Annotated in this window: 2 protein-coding genes; both read left to right on the forward strand. The window is 49.6% G+C overall.

The window, feature by feature from the left end:
* Positions 1–4 precede the first annotated feature (4 nt).
* Positions 5–9,970, forward strand: coding sequence for a non-ribosomal peptide synthetase (locus IQ209_RS15430; RefSeq protein ID WP_193852126.1), 9,966 nt, complete (start codon positions 5–7; stop codon positions 9,968–9,970).
* A 4-nt stretch (positions 9,971–9,974) separates the two neighbouring features.
* The coding region (locus IQ209_RS15435; protein WP_193852127.1) for a non-ribosomal peptide synthetase at positions 9,975–14,711 on the forward strand (4,737 nt) is incomplete at its 3' end.

Consider the following 14,711-nt stretch of genomic DNA (forward strand, 5'->3'; position numbering starts at 1 on the left):
TCAAATGAATAATAACGAGCTTTCATCTCTACCATTAGCGGAACGCAGAAGACTACTTGAGTTAGCCCAATCAGCAAAACTAACCCGCCAATCGACGCAAAAAACAACAATCACGGCCCAACCGCGTGATAACGGCGCGCCATTATTCTGGACACAACAACGTTTATGGTTCCTTGCTCAATTAGATCCTGCTGCACAAACGGCATACCATATGTCAGCGGGGTTAAACCTGCAAGGCAAACTGAATCTGAATGCCTTGCAAGCAGCCTTGGATCGTATTGTGGCGCGCCATGAAATTTTGCGTACCACAATCGTAACGATAGAAGGCGAAGCACAACAAATCATTCATGATGCAGATTGTGGTTTTCCTCTGATACAAGAAGATTTCAGCCAGCCCTATTCCAAAGGAACTGCGTCAGAACAACAAGCGGCCATTGAAAAAGTCGCCTGTCTTGAGGCAAACCACCCTTTTGATTTTGTTCATGGCCCATTAGCACGGGGACGCTTGCTAAAACTGGCAGAAGATCAACATGTCCTGCTGTTAACTCAGCACCATATTATCTCTGATGGCTGGTCAATCAGTGTCTTTATGCAAGAACTGTCCACACTTTATCGCGCATTCTGTCAAGGACAGCCTGATCCCATGCCCGCCCTGACCATTCAGTATGCTGATTATGTTCTCTGGCAGAAAAATGAGTTACAGGGAGAGGCGCTGGAAAAACAGGTCGAATTCTGGCGTAACACTCTGCAAGGTGCTCCCGCACTTCTGGAAGTACCCACAGACCGCCCGCGCCCCGCGAAGCAAAGCTATACCGGCGGACGTGTTAATATTATTCTTCCCCCCGCATTGCAGACCGATTTAAAAGAACTCAGCCAGCGTCACGGAACCACCTTATTTATGACGTTATTGGCGGGATGGGCTACATTGCTTGGCCGCCTCAGTGGTCAAGATGATATTGTGATTGGCACTCCCATCGCCAATCGCAAGCAGCCTGAATTAGCCCCTTTAATCGGCTTTTTTGCCAATACATTGGCGTTACGTGTGCAATTGCATAATAACCCCCGTGTCAGTGAACTACTGGCACAAGTAAAAGAACAAGCAATCAATGCCTTTGTCCACCAAGACCTGCCCTTTGAACAATTGGTCGAGATCTTACAACCTCCGCGCAGCTTAAGCCATAGCCCCATTTTTCAGGTCATGCTGGCAACCAATAATACGCCGGGACAACGGCATTTTGAACTGCCAGGATTGGTATTAGATGAGCGACCATTAATCAGGGATAGTGCTTACTTTGACCTGACATTAACCCTGGATGAAACTGAAAATGGGTTAGTGGGTGATCTGGAATATGCCCGTGATCTATTCGACCACGCCACGATTGAACGTATAGTCAGCCACTTAAACACTTTGCTGGCGGCAATGGTGACTGATGATAGCCGGCGCGTGACTGAACTACCGTTGATAACGCCCCAGCAACGCCAACAATTGTTGGTGGATTTTAATGACACAGCCCTCACCTACCCACAAGATAAATTGATCCACCAGCTTTTTGAACAACAAGCAGAATCGGGGCCTGATGCTATTGCCTTGGTGTACCAAGATACACAACTAAGTTATGCCGAACTAAACCAACGCGCCAACCAACTGGCCCACCGCCTGATTGCCTTTGGTCTACGCCCAGATGACCGTGTGGCACTGTGTGTCGGGCGCAGCCTGGATATGATCATTGGCATGTTAGGCATTCTCAAAGCAGGGGCAGGTTACGTTCCATTCGATCCGGAATATCCTGCCGAGCGGCTGGCTTATCAATTATCAGATAGCACACCAAAGTTATTGCTGACCCAAACACATTTACAGGCGAGTTTACCGCCGACGGCGGTGCCGGTCTGGTTGCTGGATGATGAAAATTATCTAAATGTTGTGGCACAACAGCCAACCCATAATCCTGATGCCAGCCAGTCAGGGCTTCTGCCACACCATCTGGCCTATATTATCTATACCTCCGGTTCGACCGGATTGCCTAAAGGTGTGATGCTGGAACACCGTAATGTCGTCAACTTTATTCATGCTCAACATCAAATCAGCCAACCCCAACCAGGGGATCGCATTCTGCAATTTGCGACCATGGCATTCGATACCTCCGTCTCAGATATTTTCCCGACACTGGCGGCGGGGGCGACTTTAGTCCTGCGTCCTGCCCATATCCGTGTACCGGATATAGAATTTATCGATTTTTTACAGCAGCAGAAGATCACCATTATGGATGTGCCGACTGCGTTCTGGCACCAATGGGTACAGGAGATGAAAGCCGATCGTACAGGTTTTAGCCCTTACCTGCATACGGTGATTGTCGGTGGTGAGAAAGCGGAATACCGCCATTGGGTGGATTGGCAATCATTGCCCGAAACGCAACGCTGCCGTTGGATCAACACTTATGGCCCAACTGAAACCACCGTGATCGTGACTTCACTGATCCTAAATGGTGGCGCCCCCACCGAGATTACCCATAGCATTCCTATTGGCCGCCCCAATGCCAATTCCCGTATTTATATTCTCGATCCCTTCGGTCAACCTGTTCCCATCGGTGTCAGTGGAGAGATTTATATTGGTGGCGCCGGTGTCGCTCGTGGTTACTTAAACCGACCAGAACTGACGGCAGAACGCTTCATACCCAATCCGTTCAGCAAAGAAGCTAATGCCCGTCTGTATAAAAGCGGCGATCTGGGGCGCTGGCTACCGGACGGTAACATTGAATATTTAGGACGCAATGATTTTCAGGTCAAACTGCGTGGTTTCCGTATTGAATTGGGAGAAATCGAAGCTCAGTTGGCAGCTTGTGACGGAGTCAAAGATGTTGTCGTCATTGCCCGTGAAGAAACGGCGGGTGACAAGCGTCTGGTCGCCTACCTGATACCACAATCAGGTGTTACGCTCATCCCTTCCCATCTGCGTGAACAATTGAGTATCCATCTGATGGAGCACATGATCCCCAGTGCATTTGTCATACTGGACACCTTCCCACTGTCCGGCAGCGGTAAATTAGATCGCAAGGCCTTGCCTGCACCGGATCATACTGCAATAGCCAGCCGTGAATACGAAGCCCCTCAAGGGGAAATTGAGCGGAAACTGGCGGAAATCTGGCAATCCCTGCTGGGGCTGGAGCAAGTAGGACGTCATGACCATTTCTTTGAGTTGGGTGGTCACTCTTTGCTGACAGTACAAATGGCTACCCGCTTACGCCAGGTTTTCAACAGCAGAGTAGACTTACAAGATTTATTCACCCATCCCATTTTGTCCGATTTGGCCCAATCGTTGGATACAGCCAATCAACCAGTACAGCATGCCACACAACCGGTGATATTACCCGCCGACCGGCAACAAGTTCTGCCACTCTCCTGGGCACAACAACGCCTGTGGTTCCTGGCGCAGTTAGATCCTGCCGCCCAGACGGCATATCACATCTCAGGCGGATTGCGTCTGAAAGGCCAGCTAAACCTGAATGCGCTGCAAGCGGCTCTGGATAGGATCGTTGCTCGCCATGAAATTCTGCGCACAACGATCAAAATGGAGGAGGGTATCGCCCGGCAAATGATTGCCGATACGGAGCGTGGCTTCAAGTTGACCATTAAAGATCTCAGTCGGTTAACTGAGACAGAAAAACAGGCGGCAATTGATGCAGCCGCTCAATTTGAAACTAACCATCCCTTTGATTTTGCTCTTGAGCCATTAATTCGCGGACAATTACTAAAACTCACCAATAATGAACATGTTCTGTTGTTGACTCAGCACCATATGATTTCGGATGGCTGGTCATTAAACATCCTGATATATGAATTCACCACCCTCTACCGTACTTTCATTCAGGGGCAAGACGATCCACTGCCGGCACTGACAATACAATATGCTGATTATGCTCTCTGGCAGCGACAATGGCTACAGGGTGAGGTGCTGGAAAAACAAGTCAGTTTCTGGCGAGAAGCCCTGCAAGATGCACCTGCGTTACTGGAACTGCCGACAGACAGGCCACGCCCTGCGGTTCAGAGCTACCATGGCGATCAAGTGGCATTCACCCTTTCACCAGCATTAAGTGATGGCTTAAAGGCGTTGAGCCAGCGCCATAGTTCCACATTATTTATGACATTACTGGCTGCATGGTCAATCTTGCTTGCCCGCATCAGTGGTCAACACGATATTGTTATTGGAACCCCAATCGCTAACCGGCAGCACCGTGAATTAGAACCGTTGATCGGTTTCTTTGCCAATACGCTGGCGCTCAGGGTAAAACTGGCAGATAACCCCACCGTTAGCACGTTATTGGCACAAGTCAAAGCCCATGCACTGGCAGCCTATGTACATCAGGACTTACCCTTTGAGCAATTGGTCGAAGCGTTACAACCGCCACGTAGCTTGAGTTATAGCCCGATATTTCAGGTTATGCTCGCGCTGGATAACACACCAATACAACAATCCCTTGAATTACCTGGTTTAGTGCTGGATGAGTTGCCGTTGGCCCGCAGAAGCACCCATTTCGATCTGTCACTTTCCATGAACGACACCAATAATGGGTTAGTTGGCGAATTGGAATATGCCAGTGATCTGTTTGATCGTGCCAGTATTGAACGGCTGACAAGCTATCTGCAAACTCTGTTAGCCGCGATGGTCGCTGATGATTCTCTGCGGATACAAGATTTACCGTTGCTGCAACCGCAACAACGCAAGCAATTATTAGTGGATTTCAACCATACCGCTCAAGCCTATCCACAAGACAGGTTGATCCACCAACTATTCGAGCAACAAGCGAAACAAACACCTGATGCGATCGCATTAGTGTTTGGCGATAGCCAACTCAGTTACGCCGAACTGAATCGTCATGCTAACCAACTGGCCCACCATCTGATTGCGTCTGGCGTGCGCCCCGATGACCGTATCGCTATCTGTGCCGATCGCAGTCTGGATCTGATCATTGGTATGTATGGCATCCTTAAAGCAGGTGCGGGTTATATTCCCCTCGATCCAGAGTACCCGACAGAACGACTGGTTTATCAGTTGTCAGACAGCCAACCTGCCTGGCTGTTAACTCAGCATCATTTACAGACACGTTTGCCGACGCAAGGCATTCCAACCTTGTTGTTGGATGATGACGGCCATCGTAACGCGGTGGCACAACAACCCGCTCATAACCCTGATGTTCACCAAATGGGACTGCAACCCCATCATTTGGCCTATATCATCTATACCTCCGGCTCCACGGGCAAACCTAAAGGGGTGATGCTGGAACACCGTAACGTGGTGAACTTTATCCATGCTCAACGCCAGACCAGCCAACCACAATTAGGTGATCGTATTCTGCAATTTGCCACCGTGGCATTTGATACTTCGGTATCCGATATCTTTCCGACTCTGGCCTCCGGCGCGACACTGGTTCTGCGTCCGCCTCATATCCGAATACCGGATATCACTTTTGTCACCTTCTTGCGCGAGCAGAAGATCACTATTATGGATATGCCCACCGCCTTCTGGCACCACTGGGTACAGGAAATGATGGCAGGTCGCAGTGGTTTTAGCCCCTATCTGCACACCCTTATTGTTGGCGGAGAGAAAGCAGAATACCGTCATTTAATGAACTGGCTATCTCACCCGGAAACGCAATCCTGCCGCTGGATTAACTCCTATGGCCCAACTGAAACCACCGTTATTGCCACGACATTGAAGCTGGATAACCAAAATCCCCCCCATCTTGACGGTGTTATCCCAATTGGTTATCCACTGCCCAATACCCGCATTTATATTCTGGATACCCACGGCCAGCCGGTTCCTATTGGCGTCAGTGGCGAAATTCATATTGGCGGCGCAGGCGTTGCCCGTGGTTATCTAAACCAACCCGATTTAACGACAGAGAAATTTATTCCCGATCCCTTTGGTGAACAAACCGATGCCCGCATGTATAAAACAGGGGATCTGGGACGCTGGTTGCCAAATGGCGCCATTGAATATCTGGGGCGCAACGATTTCCAGGTCAAGCTACGCGGTTTCCGCATTGAACTGGGGGAAATTGAGACGAGACTGGCCGCTTGCGAAGGTGTCAGTGATGCCGTGGTGATTGCCCGTGCAGAGGAAAATGGTGATAAGCGCCTGATTGCTTACCTCATTCCACAATCAGGAATTACCCTCAATCCAGCCTATCTGCGGGAGCAATTGAGCACCAGTTTGATGGAGCATATGCTCCCCAGTACCTTTGTTATGCTGGATGCTTTCCCGCTAACCGCCAATGGCAAGCTGGATCGCAAAGCGCTGCCAGCACCGGATCGCTCTGCCGTTGTCAGCCGTGAATATGAAGCGCCGCAAGGAGACACGGAGCAAATCCTGGCGACAGTTTGGCAATCCCTGCTGAGCCTGGAGCAAGTGGGACGCCATGACAATTTCTTTGAACTGGGTGGACACTCTTTGCTGGTGGTCAATCTGATCGAGGAATTACGCCAGCATGACCTATTCCTTGATGTCAGTACCGTCTTTTCTGCACCCACCTTGGCTGCCATGAGCGCTCGTTTAAATCAAAATAGCGCGCGGAGTAGCACCGAATTGGCTGTTCCGCCAAACCCGATCCGCGAAGACAGCCAGATTATTACCCCAGACATGCTGCCACTGGTGGCGTTGACACAAAACCAGATCGAGGAGATTGTCCACCTCGTTCCTGGAGGTGTCACCAATATTCAGGATATCTATCCGCTTGGACCATTACAGGCCGGTATCCTGTTCCACCATTTGCTGGAAACCGAAGGCGATATCTATCTGGATAATCAGCTTATGGCATTTGATAGCCGGACACGTTTAGATACGTTCTTACAGGTACTGCAACAAGTTATTGATCGGCACGATATCCTGCGTAGTGCGGTGCATTGGCAAGAATTGCCAGAACCTGTTCAGATTGTTTATCGTCGTGCACCGCTGCCGGTTATTGAACACACGTTGTTAACAGAAGCGCAATTACGTCATCTCACCGACCCACACACGGTGCGAATGGCGATCACCAAAGCACCCCTTCTGGCGGCACATATTACCCAAGATCCTGAATCTGGACAGTGGTTGCTCTCCTTATTGCACCATCATTTAGTGTGCGATCACATTTCATTAGGCATGATCTTCAATGAGATTAAGGCGCTGATCTTGGGAGAAAGTGACACGCTGCCGGTTCCCCTACCTTACCGTAATTTTATCGCCCAGGCCCGTAGCGTGCCGCAGGAAGTTCATCAAGCCTATTTCCGCGAGCAACTTGGGGATGTTGAAGAGCCTACTTTACCCTTTGAATTACTTGACGATCTTAAAGAAACAAACCGCAATAAAATTGTAGAAAATACTGTCACACTGGATAACGAACTCGCCAATAACCTGCGTAACTGTGCCCGCCAACGCGGTATGAGTGCCGCAGTGCTGTTCCATGTCGCATGGGCGCACGTATTAGCCCGATGCAGTGGGCGAAGCGATGTGGTGTTTGGCACGGTCCTGCTAGGACGCTTACAGGGGGGAGTGGGTGCTTCCGAAGTATTGGGTATGTTTATCAATACCCTGCCTATCCGCATTCGGTTACAGGAACGTACCGTTAAGCAGGCAGTCCGGGAAACCCATCAACAACTCAGTGAATTGCTCGATCACGAGCAAGCGTCATTGGCTGTTGCACAACGTTGCAGTGGCATCCAGGCACCATTACCGTTGTTTAACAGCTTGCTGAACTTTCGCCATAGCCCACGTAATAAATCTCAATCTATATCGTTGGCATGGGAAGGTGTACAGATACTCAGTGGTGAAGAACGCAGTAACTATCCACTGTCACTGGATGTCGATGATTTTGATGATGGATTTGCGCTCACCGCACAGTGCTATCAGCAGATTGATCCAGCGCGCATCAACGCTTATATGGAGATGGCTTTAAGGGGAACGATCGCAGCCCTGCAACACGCGCCAGAACAGAAAATTGAATCGCTCGATATTCTTTCCCCAGAAGAGCGCACTCAGGTATTGGAAACATTTAACGATACTGCTGTTGATCTTCCGCCAAATGTTTTAATCCACCAACTGTTTGAACAGCAAGTTGAACGGACACCTGATGCCATTGCGCTGGTGTTTGGTGAAAGCCAATTGAGCTATGCCGAATTGAACCATCATGCCAATCAACTGGCTCATCATCTGATTGCATCCGGCGTGCGTCCCGATGATCGTATCGCTATCTGCGCTGACCGCAGTCAGGATCTGATCATTGGTCTGTACGGCATCCTTAAAGCAGGTGCTGGCTATATTCCCCTTGATCCAGAGTACCCCACAGAACGACTGGCTTATCAGCTATCAGACAGCCAACCTGCCTGGTTGTTAACTCAGCGCCATTTACAGACACGTTTGCCGACGCAGGATATTCCAACCTTGTTGTTGGATGATGACAACCATCGTAACGCGGTAGCACAACAACCTACTCATAACCCTGATATTCGCCAAATGGGGCTTCAACCACACCATCTGGCCTATATCATTTATACCTCCGGCTCCACTGGACAACCTAAAGGCGTGATGCTGGAACACCGTAACGTGGTGAACTTTATCCATGCCCAGCGCCAGACCAGCCAACCACAATTAGGTGATCGTATTCTGCAATTTGCCACCATCGCCTTTGATACTTCGGTATCCGATATTTTCCCCACCCTGGCCGCCGGTGCGACACTGGTTCTGCGTCCACCCCATATCAGAGTACCGGATGCGACATTTGTCGCCTTCTTACGCGAACAGAAGATCACCATTATGGATATGCCCACTGCCTTCTGGCACCACTGGGTACAGGAGATGATAGCGGGGCGCAGTGGTTTCAGCCCCTATCTGCACACCCTTATTGTCGGCGGTGAGAAAGCAGAGCATCGTCATTTAATGAACTGGCTGTCTCATTCGGAAACACCATCCTGCCGCTGGATTAACTCCTATGGCCCGACTGAAACTACCGTTATAGCCACAACATTGACCGTAGATAAACTGACGATAGATAACACGCAAGTGCCATATATCAATGACAATATTCCGATTGGTCGCCCACTACCCAATACCCGTATCTATATTTTGGATACCCTCGGTCAACCGGTTCCTATTGGTGTTAGTGGTGAAATTCACATCGCGGGTTCAGGTGTCGCACGGGGTTATCTGAATAAGCCGGAGATGACAGCGGAGAAATTTGTTGCCGATCCATTCAGCGCACAACCAAATGCGCGTATGTACAAAACCGGTGACTTAGGACGCTGGTTGCCAAACGGCATGATTGAGTATCTTGGACGCAACGATTTTCAGGTCAAGATACGCGGCTTCCGCATTGAACTGGGGGAAATTGAAGCACAGCTGGCCGCCTGTGACGGCGTCAAAGATGCTGTGGTCATCGCCCGTGAAGAAGAAGCCGGCGACAAACGTCTGGTCGCCTATGTCATTCCACAATCCGGTTTCACACCAGAAGCCAATCGCCTGCGTGAACAACTGAATAATCGTCTGGCTAGCTATATGGTGCCTGGCGCGTTTGTTGTGCTGGAAGCCTTCCCGCTAACCGGAAGCGGCAAATTAGATCGCAAAGCACTGCCAGCACCGGATCGTTCAGACATCGCCAGCCGTGAATACGAAGCGCCCCAAGGTGAAATCGAACAACAAATTGCCGCTATCCTACAAAATTTATTGGGGTTAGAACAAATAGGACGCCATGACAGCTTCTTTGATCTGGGTGGAAATTCCCTATCAATCATTCAGTTAATGGCAAGATTGCGTGATGCATTCCATCTTGAAGTGTCCATTCAAGACATATTTACCCATCCAGAACTTTCTGAACTCGCCGAGCTTATCGCATCAAGACAGATCGAAACCTTTTTCGCACAAGAAGATATCGAATTGCTGCAAAAAGAATTGGAAAACTTGTCCGAAGATGAACTGCGTGCCCTGCTAAATGGAGATAATTAATTAAATGAGTAACAAAGAACTAAGCCTACTTGAATTAAGACAAGCGGTACTCCAGAAAAAAATTAAAGAACGCATTGAAAACAGTCAGATTGGGGAAAAAAAGCAGAGCGGAGAAAAAAGGCAAATTATAGCGAGAAACGCTGATCAGCAAACGCTTCCCCTCTCCTGGGCACAGCAACGCTTATGGCTCCTGGCGCAGTTAGATCCAGCAGCACAAACGGCATACCACATTCCAGGTGGTCTGCGTCTGCAAGGTTATTTGAATTTAGATGCCCTGCAAGCAGCATTAAACAGAATTGTTGCTCGTCATGAAATTCTGCGCACGACTATCAAGATGGTCGAAGGCCAAGCCCTGCAAGTTATTGGTAAACCCGATAGTGGCTTCTCTTTGGCAGTAGAAGATCTCAGCCATCTGCCTGCGGAAGAGCAACAAATTACCCTCGAAGAGATAGCCCAGCGTGAAATCAGCCAGCCATTTGACTTTGCAAAAGGCCCCCTAATCAGAGGGCGCTTGCTGCGACTGGCTGCAAATGAACATATCCTGTTATTAACCCAGCATCATATTATTTCCGATGGTTGGTCCCTTAACATCCTGATGCACGAGCTTTCCACGCTTTATCATGCGTTCAGCGAAGGACAGGGTGATCCCCTGCCCGCGTTGACACTCCAATATGCTGACTATGCCCTTTGGCAAAGAGAGTGGCTACAGGGAGAACTATTGGAAAAACAGGTGAATTTCTGGCGCGATGCGTTACAGGGTGCTCCTGCACTTTTGGAACTCCCGACAGACAGGCCACGCCCAGAACAACAGAGTTATGCCGGAGGGTATGTTGATTTTACTCTGTCACCGGAATTAAGTAGCGGATTAAGAAGCCTTAGCCAGCGTCACGGGACAACATTATTCATGACCTTAATGGCGGGGTGGGTGACTTTGCTTTCCCGTCTTAGTGGGCAGAAAGATCTGGTAATTGGCACACCTGTCGCTAATCGGCAATATAGCGAATTAGAGCCGTTAATTGGATTTTTTGTTAACACGCTGGCTCTGCGCATTCAAATAGATGACAATCCAACGGTCAGCGCTCTGCTAGCCAGGATTAAGGCCCATGCACTGAATGCCTACGCGCATCAAGATCTGCCATTCGAACAATTGGTGGAAGTGCTAAAACCCCCACGTAGCCTCAGTCATAGCCCGATTTTTCAGGTGATGATGTCAGTGGATAATACTCCTGGACAGCAAAATATCGCATTGCCGGATATCACCATTAGTGAAATCAATCTGGCTGAAAACAGCTCGCATTTCGATCTGTCTCTCTCAATAAATGATACTGAAAATGGCTTAGTCGGTGGGCTGGAGTATTCCAGTGATCTGTTTGACCCTGCCAGCGTTGAACGTATCGCCAGTTACCTGCAAACCCTACTGACTGCGATGGTAAAAGATGATTCACAACCAGTGGAAAGTTTACCCCTATTGCAACCATACCAACGCACTCAAGTGTTAGATGATTTCAATGATACGGCTTTCGCATATCCACAAACGTTATTGATTCATCAACTGTTTGAACAACAGGTGGAACAAACCCCTGACGCCACCTCATTAGTGTTTGGCGATAGCCAACTGAGTTATGCAGAGCTAAACCGCCACGCTAATCAACTGGCACACCAACTGATAGCCGCGGGTGTACGCCCTGATGATCGCGTGGCAATCTGTGTTGACCGCAGTCTGGATTTGATTATTGGCCTGTACGCTATTCTTAAAGCAGGAGCCGGCTATATTCCACTCGATCCGGAATACCCGGCTGAACGTCTCGCCTATCAGTTATCGGACAGCAAGCCGGTGTTATTGCTGACCCAACAGCATCTACAGACTCGTTTGCCAATACAGGATACCCCTGTCTGGCTGCTGGATGACCAATATAATCAGGATAATGTGGCAAAACAGCCAACCCATAATCCCGATACTGATCAATTGGGGCTTAAGCCGCATCATCTGGCCTATATTATCTATACTTCCGGCTCCACCGGCCAGCCCAAAGGCGTGATGCTGGAGCACCGCAATGTGGTGAACTTTATTCATGCTCAGCACCAGACCAGTGAACCACAATTGGGGGATCGTATCCTGCAATTTGCGACTATCGCCTTTGATACTTCGGTATCCGATATTTTCCCCACCCTCGCATCGGGCGCAACACTGGTTTTGCGGCCGCCCCATATTCGGATACCGGATATGACTTTTGTCACCTTCCTGCGTGAGCAGAAGATCACCATTATGGATATGCCGACGGCTTTCTGGCACCTGTGGGTACAGGAGATGATGGCAGGACGCAGTGGTTTTAGCCCCTATCTGCATACCCTTATTGTCGGCGGCGAAAAAGCGGAATATCGCCATTTGATCAGCTGGCTGTCTCATCAGGAAACCCAATCCTGCCGCTGGATTAACTCTTATGGCCCAACGGAAACCACGGTGATTGCCACCACCCTGAAATTCGACCACCAAAATCCACTGCATCTCAAAGGTGTTATCCCGATTGGTTATCCATTGCCCAATGCCCGTATTTATATTCTGGATACCCAGGGTCAGCCAGTTCCTATTGGCGTCAGTGGTGAAATCCATATTGCCGGTGCCGGTGTAGCCCGTGGTTACCTCAATCGCCCCGATTTAACCGCGGAGAAATTTGTAGCGGATCCGTTTAGTGCACAGCCCGATGCCCGCATGTACAAAACCGGCGATCTGGGACGCTGGCTACCTAATGGCACAATTGAATATTTAGGGCGCAACGATTTTCAGGTCAAGCTACGCGGGTTCCGCATTGAACTGGGGGAAATTGAAACCCAATTGGCAGCTTGCGAAGGCGTCAGCGATGCCGTGGTGATCGCCCGTGAAGACGAAAGCGGTGACAAGCGCTTAATTGCCTATGTGATCACGGAAACCGGCATGACACTCAGCCCGGCTGAATTACGTAAGCAACTGAGCAGCCGATTGATGGATCACATGCTGCCCAGTGCCTTTGTTATGCTGGACGCTTTTCCGATATCCGCCAACGGTAAACTGGATCGCAAGGCCCTGCCGGCACCGGATCGGAGCGCTATCGTCAGCCGTGAATATGAAGTGCCACAAGGCGAAACTGAACAAACACTGGCCGCAATCTGGCAATCCCTGTTGAATGTGGAACAAGTCGGGCGGCAAGATAATTTCTTTGAACTAGGCGGGCATTCACTGCTCGTGGTCAATTTGATTGAGCAACTGCGTCTTCACGGCCTGTCTCTGGATGTCAACGCGATCTTCTCTGCCCCTACATTAGCGGCCATGAGCGCCCTAATCCGTCACAATAACACTCAGACAACAACCCGACAGGACGTACCGCCTAACCTGATTAGAGAAGACAGTTCCGTCATTACGCCAGATATGCTGCCACTGGTAGAATTGACTCAAGACCAGATAGATCAGATTGTTTCCCATGTAACAGGCGGTATCTCCAACGTCCAGGACATTTATCCATTGGGGCCATTGCAAGAAGGTATCCTGTTTCACCATTTGCTGGAAACGGAAGGTGATCTCTATCTGGACAACCATTTGATGATTTTCGACAGCCGGACACGGCTGGAGAGTTTCTTGCAGGCGTTGCAGCAGGTGATTGATCGGCACGATATTCTGCGCAGCGCCGTTTACTGGAAAGAGCTTCTTAAACCCGTGCAAATCGTCTATCGTCATGCACCACTGCCGATCACTGAACTCACGCTATCGGCAGAAGAACCCCCAGAAGCCCAGCTACGCCGCCTCACCGATCCCCGTGCAATACGGATGGATATTACCAAAGCATCACTATTAGCCGCTCATATAGCTAAAGATCCCGCTTCCGAACAATGGTTACTCTCCTTGCTGTATCACCACTTAGTGTGTGATCACATATCACTGGACATGATATTCAGTGAAATACAAACCCTGCTTTTGGGGGAAAGTGAAAATTTACCAACACCACTGCCTTACCGAAACTTTATCGCGCAGATCCGCAATGTACCTTTGGAAGTTCACCAAGACTATTTCCGCGAGTTATTGGGTGATGTGGAAGAACCCACTCTGCCATTTGGGTTGCTTGACGTACAAGGTGGCGGTCTCAATGAGATAGTGGAAAACGTTCTCACGCTGGATAGTAAGCTAGCCCAAAGTCTCCGTGATTGCGCTCGTCAATTAGGTATGAGTGCTGCCGTGCTGTTTCATGTGGCATGGGCACAGGTACTGGCGCGATGCAGTGGACGGAATGATATCGTATTCGGTACTGTTTTGTTGGGACGGTTACAAGGTGGGATTGGTGCATCCGAAGTGCTGGGGATGTTTATCAATACCTTACCTATTCGCGTTAAGTTACAGGCACGTACCGTTCAGCAAGCAGTAAAAGAAACTTATCAGCAGTTAACCGCACTACTGGACCATGAGCAGGCACCGCTGGCGGTTGTCCAGCGTTGCAGTGGTATTCAGGCACCATTGCCGCTGTTTAACAGCTTGCTAAACTTCCGCCATAGCCCACGAGAAGATGAACAAATGGCCTCAATCGCCTGGGAAGGCATTGACGAAATAGAGGGTGAAGAGCGCAGTAACTATCCCTTGTCACTGGATGTGGATGATTTTGATGATGGATTTGCACTGACCGCACAATGCAGCCAGCACGTTGACCCAATGCGCATTAATGCCTATATGAAGACCGCGTTAGAAGGCATTGTGGCCGCGCTGCAATATGCACCTGAG

Source organism: Xenorhabdus sp. BG5 (assembly GCF_015163665.1).
Lineage (GTDB): Bacteria > Pseudomonadota > Gammaproteobacteria > Enterobacterales > Enterobacteriaceae > Xenorhabdus.